Annotated in this window: 18 protein-coding genes; 11 read left to right on the top strand and 7 right to left on the bottom strand. The window is 57.7% G+C overall.

What is annotated here, in order from left to right:
* Positions 1-586: 586 nt before the first annotated feature.
* On the top strand, positions 587-718 hold the full coding sequence (locus AKL27_RS28680) for a hypothetical protein (RefSeq protein ID WP_269749266.1): 132 nt from the start codon (positions 587-589) through the stop codon (positions 716-718).
* A 50-nt stretch (positions 719-768) separates the two neighbouring features.
* Here AKL27_RS28680 and AKL27_RS22105 read toward each other — a convergent pair whose 3' ends face one another.
* Complete coding sequence (locus AKL27_RS22105; protein WP_050465033.1) at positions 769-1,617, bottom strand: alpha/beta hydrolase; 849 nt, start codon at positions 1,615-1,617, stop codon at positions 769-771.
* A gap of 182 nt (positions 1,618-1,799) precedes the next feature.
* Between AKL27_RS22105 and AKL27_RS22110 the strand changes: the two genes are divergently transcribed.
* The gene (locus tag AKL27_RS22110) at positions 1,800-2,576 is read left to right on the top strand and encodes a substrate-binding periplasmic protein (RefSeq protein ID WP_050465034.1); all 777 of its coding nucleotides are present in this window, start codon (positions 1,800-1,802) and stop codon (positions 2,574-2,576) included.
* On the opposite strand, the gene AKL27_RS22115 is transcribed toward AKL27_RS22110, so the two are convergent.
* Positions 2,577-3,965 (bottom strand): HdeD family acid-resistance protein, encoded by a 1,389-nt coding sequence (locus AKL27_RS22115; RefSeq protein WP_050465035.1) that lies wholly within the window; start codon positions 3,963-3,965, stop codon positions 2,577-2,579.
* 156 nt (positions 3,966-4,121) lie between these two features.
* Between AKL27_RS22115 and AKL27_RS22120 the strand changes: the two genes are divergently transcribed.
* Positions 4,122-4,886, top strand: coding sequence for a YdcF family protein (locus AKL27_RS22120; protein ID WP_050465036.1), 765 nt, complete (start codon positions 4,122-4,124; stop codon positions 4,884-4,886).
* A gap of 257 nt (positions 4,887-5,143) precedes the next feature.
* Positions 5,144-6,940 carry a methyl-accepting chemotaxis protein gene (locus AKL27_RS22125; protein ID WP_050465037.1) on the top strand — a complete coding sequence of 599 codons (1,797 nt, stop codon included), beginning with the start codon at positions 5,144-5,146 and terminating at the stop codon, positions 6,938-6,940.
* A 103-nt stretch (positions 6,941-7,043) separates the two neighbouring features.
* Here AKL27_RS22125 and AKL27_RS22130 read toward each other — a convergent pair whose 3' ends face one another.
* On the bottom strand, positions 7,044-7,439 hold the full coding sequence (locus AKL27_RS22130) for a nuclear transport factor 2 family protein (protein WP_408609783.1): 396 nt from the start codon (positions 7,437-7,439) through the stop codon (positions 7,044-7,046).
* Positions 7,440-7,926: 487 nt separating this feature from the next.
* Between AKL27_RS22130 and AKL27_RS22135 the strand changes: the two genes are divergently transcribed.
* Positions 7,927-8,115: a hypothetical protein gene (locus tag AKL27_RS22135; RefSeq protein WP_050465038.1), complete on the top strand. Its 189-nt coding sequence runs from the start codon at positions 7,927-7,929 to the stop codon at positions 8,113-8,115.
* Between the two features lie 66 nt (positions 8,116-8,181).
* Here the strand turns inward: AKL27_RS22135 and AKL27_RS22140 are convergent, their stop codons facing one another.
* Positions 8,182-9,090: a LysR family transcriptional regulator gene (locus tag AKL27_RS22140; RefSeq protein ID WP_050465039.1), complete on the bottom strand. Its 909-nt coding sequence runs from the start codon at positions 9,088-9,090 to the stop codon at positions 8,182-8,184.
* A gap of 111 nt (positions 9,091-9,201) precedes the next feature.
* On the opposite strand from AKL27_RS22140, the gene AKL27_RS22145 reads away from it, so the two are divergent.
* Complete coding sequence (locus AKL27_RS22145; protein ID WP_050465040.1) at positions 9,202-10,578, top strand: NAD(P)H-dependent oxidoreductase; 1,377 nt, start codon at positions 9,202-9,204, stop codon at positions 10,576-10,578.
* 82 nt (positions 10,579-10,660) lie between these two features.
* Here the strand turns inward: AKL27_RS22145 and AKL27_RS22150 are convergent, their stop codons facing one another.
* A complete protein-coding gene (locus AKL27_RS22150) occupies positions 10,661-11,380 on the bottom strand; it encodes a DUF4198 domain-containing protein (RefSeq protein ID WP_050465041.1) in 720 nt (239 codons plus the stop codon).
* A 340-nt stretch (positions 11,381-11,720) separates the two neighbouring features.
* Between AKL27_RS22150 and AKL27_RS22155 the strand changes: the two genes are divergently transcribed.
* Positions 11,721-12,281, top strand: coding sequence for a gamma carbonic anhydrase family protein (locus tag AKL27_RS22155; RefSeq protein WP_050465042.1), 561 nt, complete (start codon positions 11,721-11,723; stop codon positions 12,279-12,281).
* 63 nt (positions 12,282-12,344) lie between these two features.
* Here the strand turns inward: AKL27_RS22155 and uraH are convergent, their stop codons facing one another.
* Entirely contained in the window at positions 12,345-12,698 is a 354-nt protein-coding gene (gene uraH, locus AKL27_RS22160) for a hydroxyisourate hydrolase (RefSeq protein WP_050465043.1), read from the bottom strand.
* Positions 12,699-12,869: 171 nt separating this feature from the next.
* Between uraH and puuE the strand changes: the two genes are divergently transcribed.
* From puuE to AKL27_RS22180, 4 genes are all read left to right on the top strand, one after another.
* A complete protein-coding gene (gene puuE, locus AKL27_RS22165) occupies positions 12,870-13,820 on the top strand; it encodes an allantoinase PuuE (protein ID WP_050465044.1) in 951 nt (316 codons plus the stop codon).
* Positions 13,821-13,893: 73 nt separating this feature from the next.
* Positions 13,894-14,730: an outer envelope protein gene (locus tag AKL27_RS22170; protein ID WP_050465045.1), complete on the top strand. Its 837-nt coding sequence runs from the start codon at positions 13,894-13,896 to the stop codon at positions 14,728-14,730.
* A gap of 99 nt (positions 14,731-14,829) precedes the next feature.
* Entirely contained in the window at positions 14,830-15,591 is a 762-nt protein-coding gene (locus AKL27_RS22175; RefSeq protein WP_050465046.1) for a class II aldolase/adducin family protein, read from the top strand.
* A 21-nt stretch (positions 15,592-15,612) separates the two neighbouring features.
* Positions 15,613-15,795: a 4-oxalocrotonate tautomerase gene (locus AKL27_RS22180; protein WP_050465047.1), complete on the top strand. Its 183-nt coding sequence runs from the start codon at positions 15,613-15,615 to the stop codon at positions 15,793-15,795.
* Positions 15,796-15,877: 82 nt separating this feature from the next.
* Here the strand turns inward: AKL27_RS22180 and AKL27_RS22185 are convergent.
* The coding region (locus AKL27_RS22185; RefSeq protein WP_198156051.1) for an aromatic amino acid ammonia-lyase at positions 15,878-16,570 on the bottom strand (693 nt) is incomplete at its 5' end.

Consider the following 16,570-nt stretch of genomic DNA (forward strand, 5'->3'; position numbering starts at 1 on the left):
TCCCGGCTTTGGCCGACACCAACGGCATTTCTGCCGCGTCTGCCAAGCTGAGCGCAACAGGCGGCAAATTTCTCTAAAAGCGGCTGATATTCAATAATTTCATATCTGATATTGGGAATCAGAATTGGCGCGATCCCGTTCAAACATTTATATTGCCATGCAACATAAACATATTTACGGAGCTTGCCATGCGCATTCTGATCGACGTCCTGCCATACACCCTGCTGATCGCTGCAATGGTTGCACGCTATATTGCCTCGACCAAGTAAGACACCGCGAAGATAGTCCGACGCCGGCACTGCCCGGCGCCAGCGGCAAGCCGCCACCGGCTGCCGCTGCGAACTTCGCTTCCAGCGCACTTGCCACGCCTCTGCACCACCTGAAGTGCCCCGCTTCACAAACATCCCCCGCCATCACCTCGCCCGCGCTGCTTTCTTTCGCTTGCGGCGATCGTCATCGCCGTCCATCAGGGCGATCCGGCCCTTTACATTTGTTAGCATCACGTCAAGAAATTCAAGCGCTGGTCGATAACAATCCAAGTACATGACGAGGCTGGACCCGGATAACTTTCGAAAGATGATGACCCATGCGACAAATCACGCGCCTGCTGGCTTATGCAGCACTGGCTTACACCTTGACGGCATGTGCCTGCGTGCCGGGATTTATCGGCTTTGACAGTCGCTGCGGCTTTACCAATGTCCCCAGCGGACAGCCGTGACCCTCTTTGCACTGGTAAATAAATGTTAATTCTTTATACCGGTCCGGCTCTCACACATGCAGGTCCAGCCAGCTCTGCATGTCCCGCTCAACGATCACACGACGCTCAGGCGATTCATTGAATATTTCATGATAAGCATCGGCGTAACAATGAAAGGTCTTGTCCCCTGCCGGCAATCGGGCAAAGAAATCACGGCTGCCGCGGGGATCGACAAACGCATCGTCGCCGGCAATCTGCAACAGCAACGGCAACGAAAATGAAGCAGCATCGCGCTGCACCTGCGCCCCTGCCTCCAGCATGAAATTGACCATGCGCGCCGCAGCCCGGTTGTGATTGAGCGGATCTGCGCGGTAAGCCTGCACGGCGGCAGCATCATGTGAAACCAGCGTCGGCGGCAAACCGGTAGGCACTGCCAGCCCCGGCGCCAGCCGGCTGCTGAGCGCCAGCAACACTTTCTGAAACCCCGACAGCCGTAACGCCAGCGCCGGCGATGACAACATCAAGCCGCGTACCGGCGACCAGCCACCCGTCGCAAAGCGCGCCGCCACCAGGCCGCCGAGACTGTGGCCAAATAAAAATGGCAACGTTTGCTGCTGCTGGCAAAAATCATCGAACACCAGTTTCAGGTCAATCAATAAATCATTCTGCTGCGTCAGGCTGCCGCGCGCGCCGCCGGAACGACCGTGGCCGCGATGATCATGAATCCGTACCGACAAGCCATTGCGCGTCATCAGTTGCGCCAGTTCGGTATACCGGCCGCCATGTTCACCGAGTCCGTGCACCAGTTCAACTGCGCCACGGGCATCCGCCACCAGCCATTCACGATAAAAAAGCACGGTGCCATCGGCCGCCGTCATGCTGCTTTCGACGTACTGTAGTTGATCCGGCTGGCTGGGCATGTCGCTTCTCTCCTGATACGGTTGAGCCGGCAGTCGCACTTGCGGTGATGGGTAAATGAGTTCTAGACAAGTCGCCGGCGAAGATGCATTGTATCCGCAAGAGATGATACCAATTGCGTTCTCGACAGCAAACTGATACCCGGCGGTCTGCTGCCATTGCAAAGCAAAGGAGACTCCGCAACATGAAAATTCTGACAAGCGCGGTTCTGAGTTTATGTGCGCTCTTTTATTCATGCGCGCAAGCGGCACAATGCAACAAGGTTGTCCTGTCCGCAGATTCCGACTATCCGCCGCTGCATTGGTACGATGGCAAACGCCTCACCGGTGCCAGTATCGAGATTGCGGTGACCGCGCTGCAGGCGCTCAACATTCCGGTTGAAGTGCGTTATGCCGGCCCATTTCATCAAGTCTTGCGCGGCGCCCAGAGCGGCGAGATCGACATGATTTCATCGCTCAAGGACACCCCCGAACGGCACGAGTTTCTGAGCTTTACTTCGGTGCCGCTGTTTACCAATCCGATTGCCCTGTTCGTTCCGCGCGAGCGTAAATTTCCTTACACCGGCTGGCACGATCTGATCGGCAAACGCGGCGGTGTCACCCAGGGCAACCAGTTCGGCAACGGCTTTGATGATTTCCTGAAAAAAAATCTGACCATCGAGACCCAGCAAAAGGTGCACATGAGTTTCACCAAGCTGGAACTGGGCCAGCTCGATTATCTGATTACCGGTTATTACAGCGGTCTGGCCTACCTTGCCAGCGCCGGCCAGCAAGATAAATTCGTGGCGCTCCGACCGTTTGTCACGCAAACCGATAACTTCATCGCCTTCGCCAAACTAAGTCCCTGCACCGTGCATCTCAAGGAGTTGAACCGTCAGTTGGAGCGCATGCAAAAGAGCGGCGCCTTGAAAACCATTCTGGACAAACACACCGCATTGCTGATGGCGCCCGCCAAACTCTGATCAGGTGTGATCGCCACGGCGGCGGCGCTCCGCCAACCGCAAGCGTCTGCTGTGCCGCAACGCCAGTTGCAGACTCGCGATCCAGGATAGCGGCCGCGGATGCACAATCGCCCGCAAGGCCCGCGCATAATCGAGGGTCAGCCCCGGCGTCCAGGCCATGGTCGTGGCCCGTTTGTGGATCTGGCTGGCCACCCACACTTCCGGCGTCAGCAAGATTTTGATGAAGCTCCACCAGTGTCCTCCGGCGCGGGCGCCGACCACGCCTTCGAGCGCCGCTTCCAGTGCATAGGTCACGGTACTGGAGCAATTGCGGTGCGTCAGATTGTAGATTTCCTCGCGCCGGTAGTGTTGCCAGAAACGATGCAGGCGCGGCAAATCGTAATCCCGAAACACGATCTTCTCGGTCGACTCGCACCAGCTTTTGGCCTCGCTGGGGTAATCGGTAAGATAGCGGCCGCGCACATTATTATCGGCGGTGGCGCGCAAGGTACGGGCAAAGGCGTGCGGCGAACGGTCAATTTCCTGCGCCGGATACAGACTGATATAGATATCGCGCGACACTTCCAATGCCGCGTGACCGGTGGAAATCACGCCATTGGCATCGACCGCCGCAATATAGCGATCAACCACCGGACGATTCAGGGTGGCACTGCGGGCTGAGCCGGACGGCGTCCACACATGCACCGTCAGCGTGGCGCCGGGGTCGCGCATCCGTACCTCGCCGCCGGAGGCAGCCGGCACCATGGCGCTGCCATCCGCAGTCGGATACAGCCCGGCATCGAGCGGACGATCGCTGCTGGCATTGCGAAAAGACAATTCGGAAATCGAGGCATGCGGCGGCAGACGTCGCGAGCGCGTGGCCAGCCAGACCATGCTCCAGCCGCTGAACAGCAGCCCGATGCCAAGGCAATAAGGAATCGTGCCGCGATAATGGGTCGGATACGGCTGGATGAAAAAGATGGCGATCCCGATCTGGCCGACACCACCCGCTACCGCCAGGCGCCAGTTGGGAAACCGCACCACCATCGCCGAAGCCAGCTGCAGACAGCCGCCGATTGCAAACGCCGCGCCAAACAACATGGCCAGCAACATATTGCTGGTGGAATGACTGGAAATGATCAGCAGCGAGATCAACAAAAACAATCCGCCTTTGACGTAGCGCAAGGTCTTTTGCGCACCAACGCCGCTGGATGCCAGAAACAGCGTGGCCAGGCTTTCCAGCAGCAACAGGTAACCGAACAGCGTCAACGGAAATACCAGCACGCCGTCGAGCGCGTCAATAAACAGACTGATGCCGATCACGCCCCAGATGACACCGACGCTCGCCAGCACATGCCAATAACGGCGAATGAAGTCAGCCCCCAACAATAACAACACCAGACGAATCATGTCGTACCTCAATAATCACTCCGGCCAGATTTTGCCGCATTTTTCAACTGTACGGCAACATTGGACAAAACCGGTAGCGATAATCGGCGACAATAAAACACCAATCGCCATTGGCCTGCCTGCAGTGTAGTGCCCGGTGTTTCTCCGAGATTCTTCATGACCGCTTCGTTTTTCCTCACCAATCTCATCAGCAGCGCGCTGCTGTTCCCGCTCAATCTGATCTTGCCCTGCGCACTCGGCCTGCTGCTCCGGCCCCGCTGGCCGCGTACCGGCCTGAGCCTGAGCGCGGCAGCCCTGGCGCTGCTGGTGATCTTCAGTACCAATGCCGGTGCCTGGTTGCTGATACAACCGCTGGAACAACAACATGCGGCACTTCGGACCACGGACCACCAGGCGCAAGCCATTGTGGTGTTGAGCGGGGCCCGCACCGCCAACGCGCCGGAATACGACAACCACGATATCCCCGGCGCCATGACACTGATACGGCTGCAATACGGCGCCCGCCTGCATCGCCTGACACAACTGCCGTTGCTGGTCAGCGGCGGCAAACCCGGCGGCGAAACCGAAGCCGAAGCGCTGCTCATGGCGCGCTATCTGGAGCAGGAATTAGCAACGCCGGTGCGTTGGCAAGAAGATAAGTCCAACAATACCGCGGAAAATGCCGCACTGTCGGCGGCCATATTGCGTCAAGCCGGAGTGACTCACATTCTGTTGGTGACCGACGCCATCCATATGCCGCGCGCCGTCAGGGTGTTTCGGCAAACCGGAATCGAAGTGACGCCGGCGCCGACCCACTTCCTCAGTCGCAAACCATGGTCGCTGATGGATTTCCTGCCCGGCGGCGAAGGTTTGCGCCGCAGCAACTATGCCCTCCACGAATGGCTTGGCTTGCTCTGGTACAAGCTCAGATATGACACATGAAAGACGCACTGATCAGCCCTTTCCATTTGCCTCTGCGGCTTTAAAGTTGCAATGCGGTATTGCCGTCAATATAAAAAGAAATCAGGGATATACATCACTGGTGCTGACCACTGCCCACTCGCATTGCCCGCGCTCATTTCCTGCATCACGAATGAGCATGCGGCAGGCGTCTGAACAGTGCCTCACCTGCGGCGTGTCTCCGGTGCACACAGATGCCTGACGCATGAAGCTTATAAAAAACCACGGAGATACTCATTATGGACAAGTTGTCATTCAAACAAAAACTCTGGCTGCCGCTGATCATCAGCCTGATTGCGCTGCTCTCGATCTCGCTGTTCAATGCCTTCCAGGCGCGCAATATCCGGATTGAGGAACGCAAGTCGGATCTGATCAACGTCACGCAAGTGGCGCTGAGCGTGGTCAAACAATATGCGGCGCAAGCCCAGAGCGGCGAACTGAACAAGGACGAGGCGCAAAAACGCGCACTGGCCAGCCTCAAGAGCATGCGCTACGGCGTCGATGGCTACTTCTCCGTTACCAATCCGAGTGAAGTCATGCTGATGCATCCGTTCAAGGCAGAAATGAACGGCAAAAAAATGACCGACTTCAAAGACCCGGCCGGCAATCCCTTGTTCGTCAACATCACCAAGGCCGCCAGCCAGCCAGCCGGTGGCTTTGTAAGTTACTTGTGGCCCAAGGCCGGCGCCACCGACCCGGTACCGAAAACCTCCTTTGCCCTGAGCTATCAGCCATGGGAATGGATTCTGACCACCGGCGTCTACATGGACGATATCAATGCTGCATTCCTGCGCTCGCTGTATGAAGTGGCCGGACTGCTGGCGCTGATCACGCTGTTCCTGTGCGTGATCGTGGTCTTCAACAACCGCAGCATCCTGCGCACCATCGGCGGTGATCCGGCCCATGCCGCCGACGTCGCCAACCGCATTTCGGATGGCGACCTCAGTCTCAGCATCGACACTGCCGCCAGCGACAACAAGAGTTTGTTGTTTGCCATCAAGCGCATGCGCGATTCGCTGCTGCAAACCATCACCGATATCAAATCGTCGGCACACACCATTGCCACCGCTTCCAGTGAAATCGCCAGCGGCAATCTGGATCTGTCGAACCGCACCGAACAACAAGCCGGTTCACTCGAAGAAACTGCTTCCGCCATGGAAGAACTGACCTCGACCGTAAAACAGAATGCCGACAATGCGCGGCAAGCCAATCAGCTCGCGGTATCGGCTTCGGAAGTGGCGATTCAGGGCGGCAGCGTGGTCGGCCAGGTGATCGATACCATGGCCTCCATCAATGAATCCTCGCGCAAGATCGTCGACATCATCAGCGTGATCGACGGCATCGCCTTTCAGACCAACATTCTGGCCTTGAATGCCGCAGTCGAAGCGGCACGTGCCGGTGAACAGGGTCGCGGCTTTGCGGTGGTGGCTTCGGAAGTGCGCAGCCTGGCACAACGCAGTGCGGCGGCCGCCAAGGAAATCAAAACCCTGATCGATGATTCGGTAGAAAAAGTCGGTAACGGCAGCAAGCTGGTGGAGCAAGCCGGTGCCACCATGAATGAAGTGGTCAGCAGCGTACGACGCGTGACCGATATCGTCGGCGAAATCAGTTCGGCCAGTCAGGAACAAAGCGCCGGCATCAACGAAGTCGGTCAAGCCATTACGCAAATGGATGAGAGCACGCAGCAAAATGCGGCGCTGGTCGAACAGGCTGCGGCGGCAGCGCAGTCATTGCAGGATCAGGCCGGTACGCTGGCGCAACTGATCGGCAAATTCAAGCTGGACCAGAATCAGATTTCAACCCACGTACAGAGCGCCGTCCCGGTATCGCGTGCGGTGTCGCCGTCAGCACCACGGCCAGCCGCACCTGCCAAAGCCAGTGTCCCGGCCCGCGCACAAGCGAAAGCGGCTGCGCCAACGGCACCGCGTCTGGCCCCTGCGACCCGGCCGGCACCAGCGGCAACGCCGGCGCCCAAGTCGTCGCCATCTTCCAAATCACCACCGGCAGCAGACGACGGCGATTGGGAAACCTTCTGAATTTGACGTCGGATCCGCAGTCGGGGTTCAGACGCGCAAGCCGCAAGCGCACGGGAAAAGAGCCAGGCAGTCTGGCTCTTTTTTTCATTTCAGGGGCCGTCGTTCAAAACATGCCATTGTCATTGGCGGACTGTTCCGGAACCGGTTGTACCGCATCCCAGTGTTCAACGATCTTGCCGTTCTGCAAACGGAAAATATCGACAATCGCGTTACCGCGTTCGCCGGGCTGGCGCACGGCATGCACATGCAGGATCACATAATCGCCATCGGTGAATACCCGCTTGATCTCGCTGTGCGATTGCGGATAGCGTTCGCGCAGAAACCGGACAAACTTGCGAAACCCTTCCGGACCATCGGCCGCATTCGGATTGTGCTGAATATATTCAGGGCCGACATAGGCCAGCGCCGCATCGGCATCCTTGCGATTCAATCCCTGTTCATAAAATGCCAGCACCACTTGCTTGTTGCGTGCCTGCTCATCGGCAGCGCGCGCCGACATGGAAAAACCGACCAGTGCGGCAAATAATATAAACAGATATTTTTTCATGATTGATGCCAATCCTTTAATGAATGGTCAGCCGGATAGTCAGCCGATAAGCTGTGGTTGACCTGAAATACAGGCAAACGTTTCTGATCGCATGTGATGTTTTGCAACATCGCCGCGACGCTGCAATTGCAAGCGCAAAAATTTGCAGCCAGCAAACCCGCTCTCAGTTATGCTTCTAAACAATCCAGGCATTGCCGCGTATCAACAAACACCAAAAAATTTGAACCAGCAGACCGGCAATCCTGATGGCACCATGTTTCCCGTGATCAATTTGACAATATTTTCACGTGCACCGCACTTTTTCTGAACCCGATAGTCGAATTGTCATTCTCCATCGAATGTTCAGGATTGCCGGCGTGCCGATGTCGGATTGAGTACGAAGACCGGCCCATCCTGATGTGAATTTTTGACCTGCATGATCCTGTGAAGGAACAACAACATGGCACAGTCACCAAAAACACTGTCGAGCCTGATGTGCGAACTGAGTCTCGCCCTGTCGGATCTGGCAGAAAAAATGAGCAATCTGGCAATCTCTCTGGAAAATCAGTACCTTGATTCGGACAGTGAAGAACCGGTTGCCATGATGGAAGCAGCACGCTCCACCATCGACAAGGCCAGACACGGCTGATCTGATTCACGCAGGCGCGGACGCCAGCCGTTGCAGCGGCGACGTCCGGTCTGCGCCTCCGCTGCTTCAGCGCGGCGCATCAATCCAGAAGCCGGCGCCCTCTTCCTTTACCCGCTGCACGATAAAATCTGCCACTACCTTGACCCGCGCCAGGTCGCGCGCATCCGCATGGGTGATCAGCCAGTAAGAACGAAACAGCTTGATATCCTGCGGCAACAAACGCACCAGATCCGGTTCGCGGCGTGCCATGAAACAGGGCAACACACCCAGACCGGCACTTCCCCGCACCGCCTGCAACTGACTGATGACATTAGAAATTCTGATGCGCGGCACCAGCGTGCCTGAAATTTCGGACAGGTAATCCAGCTCGGTCGACCACATCAAATCTTCCACATAGCCAATCCACGTATGCGCTTCCAGTTCCGATCTGGCCGTCACCGGTCCGTGTTGCTGCAGGTAATCACGCGAGGCGTACACGCCCAATTCGTAATCATGCAGCCGCCGCGCATACAGCCGGCCCTGCTCCGGTCGCGTCATGCTGACGGCAATATCGGCTTCGCGCTTGGACAAGCTGAATACGCGCGGATTGGCGATCAGTTCGATTTCCAGTTCCGGATGCTGGCGTGCCAGCCGCACCAGTTGCGGCGCCAGAAAGTAAGTGCCCCAGGCTTCCGGGGTACCGATCCGGACCGATCCCATCAGCCCTTGGGTGGCATCGTCCTGGCGGAAATGAATCCGCACCGCCAGGCTTTCCAGCGCTTCAGCATCCGGAATCAGACGTTCGCCTTCGGCGGTCAGCGCATAACCAGCCGCTCGCCGGTCGAACAAGGCCACGCCCAGCGCCTGTTCCAGACCGACAATACGCCGGCTCAGCGTCGAATGATCGATGCCCAGTTGCTTCGCCGCCACCGTCAGCCGTCCCGCCCGGACTACCGCGAGGAAGGCCTGCAAGTCATTCCAGTCAAATTTCTTCATGCGATTTTTTGCACATCATAGTTGTGATATTCGGCATTTACCTGCAAAAATCCCAATGCTACTCTTTTTCCAGTCACGCACATTCAACAACAGACAAGGAGACAAGCAGCCATGGCCAACCTGTTCCATCAACTCAACGCACTCGCCGCCGCCGGCAAACCGGTCCGCGTAGGCCTGATCGGCGCCGGTAAATTCGGCTCGATGTTCCTGTCGCAAGTGCCGCGCACGCCCGGCATCCATCTGCTGGGCATCGCCGATCTGTCACCGGCCCGCGCCAAACAAGCGCTGCAACGGGTGGGCTGGAAGGATGAAATGCATGGTGCAACGTCGTGGGACGACGCTCTGCGTCACGGCACCACGCTGGTTCAGGATGATGCCGAAGCCCTGATCTCGCATCCGCAACTCGATATCGTGATTGACGCCACCGGCAGTCCGGCCGCCGGTATTCGCCATACCTTGCTGTGCTGTGCCCATCGCAAGCACATCATCATGGTCAATGTCGAAGCCGACGCCCTGGCCGGTCCGCTGCTGGCACGCCGCGCCGCCGAAGCCGGCATCATTTATTCGATGGCCTACGGCGACCAGCCGGCGCTGATCGCCGAAATGGTGGATTGGGCCCGCACCGCCGGCTTCAACGTGGTCTGCGCCGGCAAAGGCACCAAGTACCTGCCGGTCTATCATCAATCGACACCGGAAACGGTATGGGGTCATTACGGCTTCAGCGACGAGCAAGTCAACTCCGGCGACTTCAATCCGCAGATGTTCAACTCCTTTCTCGATGGCACCAAATCGGCATTGGAAATGGGCGCGGTCGCCAACGCCTGCGGCCTGACACCGGCTGCCGATGGCCTGGCATTCCCGCCCTGCGGTGTGGATGATTTGCCGAACGTGTTGCGCCCGGTCAGCGCCGGCGGCATCTTGCCGCATGCCGGCAGTGTCGAAGTGGTGTCCTCGCTGGAACGCGATGGCCGTCCGGTATTCCGCGATTTGCGCTGGGGCGTGTATGTGACGTTTGAAGCGCCGAGCGATTATGTGCGCGACTGCTTTGCCCAATATGGTTTGAAAACCGATAGCAGCGGCCGCTATGCCACCATGTACAAACCCTATCATCTGATCGGTCTGGAACTGGGCATCTCGGTCGCCAATATCGCGGTTCGCGGTGAAGCCACCGGCAACACGATGGCGTTTCGCGGCGATACCGTCGCCACTGCCAAGCGCGACCTCAAGGCCGGCGAAAAGCTCGATGGCGAAGGCGGCTACATGGTGTATGGCAAGCTGATGCCGGCGGCCGATTCACTCAATTGCGAAGCGCTGCCAATCGGCCTCGCGCACAACATCGTGCTACAACGTCCGGTGGCCGCCGGCCAGACCGTGCGGTGGAGCGATGTCGCCATTGATACCGGGCGGGAGTCGATTCAGGTGCGACGCGAAATGGAAGCGCTGTTCCGCAAGGAAATGGGACTGGCGCTGCCGCGCTCGGCGGCCTGATCAATCCGGAAGGCAATGCAAAAGCGGCGGGATGACAGTACGCTGCTGTCATCCCGCCGCATGCTTTATCAACGACTGCTGCTTACTTGTTCGGCGTTGCGGCAGGTCCGGCCCGCAGTGCCTTGACGCCCTTGTTCTTGCTCAGAGTCAGGGTAGTGACATAGCTGGCGACATCGTAAGGTTTGCCATCACGCTCGCCGGCAGTCTTGTCGATGTGATGGGCTTCCACCACATAGGTACCTTCCCACGGCAGATCAAACGTCACCAGACCCTGCGCATCGGAATGGGCTTCCTTGCTCCAGCCCGATTGCACCACCACGCCAACCTTGGTTTTCGGCAGCGGCTGACCCTTGTAGTACAGCTTGAATTCACCCGGCTTGCCGGTCGGAACGATGTCCAGCGTCAGCTTCGGCGCCTGTTCCGCATCGGAAGTCACGAGCCGCGCCGCCGGGGTCCAGATGGTGCGGGTGACGACCTCGCCATTCTTCTTTTCCAGCACCGGATAATGCGCTTCTTCAGCGATGATCGATTCATTCTTGCCGGCCTTGGCCGACAGCACGAACGCATTGGCAGTCTTTTCCACCGTCAGCGGTTGTTCGCCCTTGGCGCCCAGCAGCACTGCCGTCGGTTGTACGAAACGGTCCAGCAGGCCGGGCGATGCTTCACGCAGATTCTCGCCGAATTCGCCGAAGTACAGATTGGCGGTTTTCGCGCCCTGTTGCAGCCAGATTTGATGCGCCTGTGCCGACACGGCAAACAACATGGTGGAGAACAGTGCTGAGACGATAAGCGTACGCTTCATGAAGAATTTCCTTTCGGGTGGGGAAAAAGGCTGCGAAATACTGCAAACACAGCGGAGAACAAAAAATCTGCATCCCTGCGCCTGACACGGAACAGTGTCAAATGCACCTCATCGGATTCAGGATGGTTACAACCGGAGGCTGTCATACCGCGTCGTTACCGGCGACTTGCGCGATGATCCGGGATTGATATTTTTTATTGCGAATGATTATCATTCTAAACATTGCGTTTAGTCAATCTGAATTTTATTTTCGCGCGCGGTCGATTTCGCCGTGCTTTTTCCAAACAATGTATGATCCGCTACCTTCACTAAAAATCTCGGTTTCAGGAGATCATCACTTATGCTGCGTCGCAACCCTTCCGGCCACCGGCCACAAGTCCACGAATCCGCTTATGTTGATCAAACTGCCATTTTGTGCGGCAAGATCATCGTGCATGAAAACGTCTTCATCGGCCCTTATGTCGTCATCCGTGCCGACGAAGTCGACGAAACAGGCGACATGGAGCCGATCATCATCGGTGCCCACTCGAATATCCAGGATGGCGTGGTGATCCACTCCAAGTCAGGAGCCGCAGTCAATATCGGCGAGCGCACTTCCATTGCGCACCGCGCCATTGTGCATGGCCCCTGCACCGTCGGGCACGACGTTTTCATCGGTTTCAACAGCGTATTGTTCAACTGCACCGTCGGCGACGGTTGCGTGGTGCGCTACAACGCCGTGGTCGACGGTTGCAATCTGCCACCCGGGTTTTATGTTCCTTCGACCCAGCGTATCGGTCCCTCAACCGACCTTGACTCGATTCCACGGGTATCGGCACAGGCATCCGAATTTTCGGAAGATGTCGCCCGTACCAACAATGAGCTGGTCCAGGGATACAAGAAGCTGCAGAACGAATTCTGAGCAGGCCGGTGTCGCCGGCATCGATGTGTTGCTTACAGTGCCGGCATGCCGGCACTGTTGACGTCAGCTGCCGCGATAGGTCGAATAGGCCCATGGCGATACCACCAGCGGCACATGATAGTTCTGGCCGGCATCGGCAATCCCGAACGCCAGCACCACTTCGTCGACAAAGCGCGGCGACGGCAGATCCACTCCCTGCGCAGCAAAATAATCACCGGCGGCAAATACCAGTTCGTAACGGCCGGCCTGCATGTCGTCGCCTTGCAACAACGGCGCATCGCAACGGCCATCCTGATTGGTGACACCCTGCCGGAGCAGTTTTTTTTCGGCGCCGTTGACGGCATACAGCGCCAGCTTGACGCCGACGCCCGGTTTGCCCTGCGTAATATCCAATACGTGCGTGCTCAGCTTGCCCATCGTCTCTCCCGGTTGTTTGTCAATACTGTTTCAGCTATGGCGCAAATAATATACTGCCGGGCATTGGTCCATATACGATACTCCGTATATCAATAATCAATTCCGACGACATAATTCACTGCCCGAACCGTCACATGATGCAGAGGGTTCCAAATCAAGAAGGCTGGAGACATGACTCACCCCGACTACCCCCGCGATCTGACCGGCTACGGCCGCAAGCCGCCGCATGCGCAATGGCCGGGACGCGCCCGGATTGCCTTGCAGTTCGTACTGAATTACGAAGAAGGTGCGGAAAACAATGTACTGGACGGCGATGCCGGCTCGGAAACCTTTTTGTCCGAAATCATCGGCGCCCAGAGTTTCCCGGCGCGCCACATGAGTATGGAATCGCTGTATGAATACGGCTCGCGCGCCGGACTGTGGCGTCTGCTGCGCCTGTTTGAGCAACGCCGGCTGCCGCTGACCATCTTTGGCGTGGCCCGTGCACTGCAACGCAATCCGGAAGCGCTGGCCGCATTCAGCGAACTCGGCCATGAAATTGCCTGTCATGGCTTGCGCTGGATCAGCTACCAGAACATCGATGAAGCCACCGAGCGCAGCCATATCGCCGAAGCCGTCGCCATCCTGCGCGAACTGACCGGCACCGCACCGCTCGGCTGGTATACCGGCCGCGACTCCCCCAATACCCGGCGGCTGGTGGTGGAACATGGCGGCTTCGCGTATGACGCCGACAGTTACGCCGATGACTTGCCGTACTGGGAAGCGGTGTCCCATCGCGACGCCAGCGGCAGCCCGGTCACCACCCCGCAATTGATCGTCCCCTACACGCTCGATACCAACGACATGCGCTTTGCCGCGATGCAGGGCTTCAACTCCGGCACCCAGTTCTTCGACTATCTGAAAGATGCCTTCGACGTGCTGTACCGCGAAGGTGATCCGGACGGCCTCGATCAGCCGAAAATGCTGTCGGTCGGCCTGCACTGCCGGATCGCCGGACGTCCGGCACGTGCCGCCGCACTGGAACGTTTTCTCGACTATGTATTACAGCACCGGCAAGTGTGGGTCACGCGCCGCATCGACATCGCCGGTCACTGGCGCACCACCCATCCCTGGGTCGGATAACGACAGTTTCAATACCGCCGTGGCGGTTCCACGGACATTATAAAAAGCAGCCATACAAACAGGAGGAGACACTATGCAACACACCCGCAAGTTCACTGTATCAAAAAGTCTTTCGCGCAGTCTGTTCGCGCTGTCGGCATTGGGCTGCGCACACACCGCCAGCGCCTTTGACTGGATGGACAATTCCGTCGGTTATCGTTACGGCACCAGGTTTGCCGAGCCGTTCAATACCCAGGACATTTCCAAGAACATCGTCAACTTCACGCATAGCGACGGCTACAAGTACGGCACCAATTTTCTCAATGTCGATGTGCTGAAGTCCGACAATAAAGATGACAGCGCCACCGAGGTGTATGTCACCTACCGCAGCACACTGGATATCGGCAAAGTGTTCGACAAGAATCTGGGCTTCGGTCCGGTGCGCGGCATCGGCCTGACGGGCGGCTTCGACTGGAATACCAAGAACGACAACAGCTATGCCTCGAAAAAACGCATGCTGGTCGTCGGTCCGACCTTGATGATGGATGTGCCCGGCTTCCTCAATATCAGTCTGCTGGCGCTGTTTGAAAGCAACAAGCCGCAGGGCGTTTCCAGTCGCTATACCTATGACACCCACGCCATGCTGAATCTGGCATGGGGCATTCCGATCGGCTCGACGCCGCTGGCCTTCGAAGGCTATCTGAACTGGATCGCGGCCAAGGGCAAGAATGAATTCGGTGGCGCCACCGCGCCCGAGCTGAACATCGACATGCAGGTCATGTACGATCTCGGCCCGGCGCTCGGCATGCGCAAGAACAGCTTGCGCGCCGGTCTCGAATATCAATACTGGCGCAACAAGTTCGGCAACCCGTCGAATGTACCCGGTTCGCTGGCCAAGACACCGATGGTGCGGGTCGAATACCACTTCTGATTGTCTGCCGCAACACCTGCCGGGATGGCTTGCCAGCTGTCCCGGCAGCGTTCATCATGCGTTATTCCGTTGTTATCCACCATTACGGCACCGCCTTCCATGAGCACGCTATCTGCCCCCCGTCCTGCCGGCATCAGTGTCGCCGAATGGCAGATCCGCCGGGATCTCGCCGCCTGCTACCGGCTGTGCGCATTGAATCGCTGGGACGATTTGATCTACACCCACATTTCCGCCGCCTTGCCCGACCAGTCCGGACATTTCCTGCTCAACCCGTTCGGCTTGCGCTTCGATGAAGTCTGCGCGTCGAATCTGGTGAAGATCGATCTGCAAGGCAATATCATCGGCGACGCCACCCATGCCATCAATGTCAGCGGCTTCGCGATTCATGCCGCGGTGCACGCGGCCCGGCCCGATGCGTTGTGCGTGATGCATTTGCACAATCTGCATGCAATTGCCGTCAGCGCGCAGGCCCATGGCTTGCTGCCACTGTCGCAACATGCGCTGCGTTTTCATGAACAGATTGCCTATCACGAGTATGAAGGACTGGCGCTGACCCCGGCCGAACAACGCCGGCTGACCGAGCGGCTCGGCAACTTCCCGGCGATGCTGCTGCGCAATCACGGCAGTTTGACTTGCGGCCGCACGATTGCCGAAGCCTGGGTACTGATGGATACGCTCGACAAAGCCTGCGCCATCCAACTGCTGGCACAGGCCAGACCCGGCGAACTGATACAGCCGGCAGCGGAGGTTTGTCGCCGGACCCATTTGCAATTGCTCGGCGATGGCAGTCCGGAAGGCGTGCTGGAGTGGCCGGCATTGCTGCGCAAACTCGACGCTATCGATCCCGCTTATCAATATTGAATTCAACCGAAAGGAGATGGCATGCCGACATTCAACATCCAGTTATTCGAAGGCCGCAGCATTGAACAAAAACGCGCACTGGTGAAAGCCATCACGGAAGTGACCTGCAAGACCCTGGAATGCAGCCCGGAATCGGTGGACATCATCATTCAGGACGTAAAAAAAGAAAACTGGGCGACTGGCGGCAAGCTGTGGTCTGACTAACCTGCTTGCTCAGCAACAAAAAAACGGCCTTATCAAATAAGGCCGTTTTCCTTCCTGCTCCTCAAACTATTGCATCCGCATCTCAGACAAACTTGCCGACCTTCGCAGTCACCGCGTCACGCACCGACCCGCTGGTCACGAATGAATGCGCCATCTGGATGTCGTTGTGAAACCAGCGGTCGCCATCGAGGCAGGCCGGAATCTGCTTGCGGATTTCATCGTAAGCGGCTTGCGTACCCTGCCCCAGCACAAAGCCCGGCAACAAATCTTCCGTCATGGTCAGCGCCTGCGCTGCCAGCAACATTTCCACGCCGATGATGTATTGCGTATTGCTCACTACCGTCGCCGCCTTGCGGGCGCACCAGGTTGAATTCGACACGTGATCTTCGCTGTTGCCTTTGGCCGGGATGCTGTCGACGCTGCCCGGCATGCACAGTGTGCGGTTTTCCATCACCAGCGAACTCAATGAACATTGCACCACCGGGTAACCGGTATTGACGCCGCGCACGCCCGACATCAGATTGCGCGGCAAACCCCATGACAGGGTCGGATCGATCAGGCGCGCCACCCGGCGTTCGCAGATGCTGCCCAGATCGGTGACGGCCATCGCCAGCAAATCCATGGCCTGCGCCAGATACTGACCGTGGAAATTGCCGCCTGAAATGATTTCGAAGCCGCCGCCTTCCTTGTCAAAAATCAGCGGATTATCAGTGGCGGAATTGATTTCCTTGTCGACGATGGTATCGATGTAGTCGAGTGCATCGAACACCGGACC

This window comes from Herbaspirillum autotrophicum (assembly GCF_001189915.1).
Classification (GTDB): Bacteria; Pseudomonadota; Gammaproteobacteria; order Burkholderiales; family Burkholderiaceae_D; genus Herbaspirillum; species Herbaspirillum autotrophicum.

Excerpts from the sequence above, each read along its gene's own strand:
- AKL27_RS22125 (WP_050465037.1), top strand. The coding sequence starts at position 5,144 with ATGGACAAGTTGTCATTCAAACAAAAACTCTGGCTGCCGCTGATCATC.
- AKL27_RS22135 (WP_050465038.1), top strand. The coding sequence starts at position 7,927 with ATGGCACAGTCACCAAAAACACTGTCGAGCCTGATGTGCGAACTGAGT.
- AKL27_RS22120 (WP_050465036.1), top strand. The coding sequence starts at position 4,122 with ATGACCGCTTCGTTTTTCCTCACCAATCTCATCAGCAGCGCGCTGCTG.
- AKL27_RS22130 (WP_408609783.1), bottom strand. The coding sequence starts at position 7,439 with ATGTCGGCGCGCGCTGCCGATGAGCAGGCACGCAACAAGCAAGTGGTG.
- AKL27_RS22175 (WP_050465046.1), top strand. The coding sequence starts at position 14,830 with ATGAGCACGCTATCTGCCCCCCGTCCTGCCGGCATCAGTGTCGCCGAA.
- AKL27_RS22180 (WP_050465047.1), top strand. The coding sequence starts at position 15,613 with ATGCCGACATTCAACATCCAGTTATTCGAAGGCCGCAGCATTGAACAA.
- AKL27_RS22150 (WP_050465041.1), bottom strand. The coding sequence starts at position 11,380 with ATGAAGCGTACGCTTATCGTCTCAGCACTGTTCTCCACCATGTTGTTT.
- uraH (WP_050465043.1), bottom strand. The coding sequence starts at position 12,698 with ATGGGCAAGCTGAGCACGCACGTATTGGATATTACGCAGGGCAAACCG.
- AKL27_RS22110 (WP_050465034.1), top strand. The coding sequence starts at position 1,800 with ATGAAAATTCTGACAAGCGCGGTTCTGAGTTTATGTGCGCTCTTTTAT.
- AKL27_RS22170 (WP_050465045.1), top strand. The coding sequence starts at position 13,894 with ATGCAACACACCCGCAAGTTCACTGTATCAAAAAGTCTTTCGCGCAGT.
- puuE (WP_050465044.1), top strand. The coding sequence starts at position 12,870 with ATGACTCACCCCGACTACCCCCGCGATCTGACCGGCTACGGCCGCAAG.
- AKL27_RS28680 (WP_269749266.1), top strand. The coding sequence starts at position 587 with ATGCGACAAATCACGCGCCTGCTGGCTTATGCAGCACTGGCTTACACC.
- AKL27_RS22155 (WP_050465042.1), top strand. The coding sequence starts at position 11,721 with ATGCTGCGTCGCAACCCTTCCGGCCACCGGCCACAAGTCCACGAATCC.
- AKL27_RS22105 (WP_050465033.1), bottom strand. The coding sequence starts at position 1,617 with ATGCCCAGCCAGCCGGATCAACTACAGTACGTCGAAAGCAGCATGACG.
- AKL27_RS22115 (WP_050465035.1), bottom strand. The coding sequence starts at position 3,965 with ATGATTCGTCTGGTGTTGTTATTGTTGGGGGCTGACTTCATTCGCCGT.
- AKL27_RS22145 (WP_050465040.1), top strand. The coding sequence starts at position 9,202 with ATGGCCAACCTGTTCCATCAACTCAACGCACTCGCCGCCGCCGGCAAA.
- AKL27_RS22140 (WP_050465039.1), bottom strand. The coding sequence starts at position 9,090 with ATGAAGAAATTTGACTGGAATGACTTGCAGGCCTTCCTCGCGGTAGTC.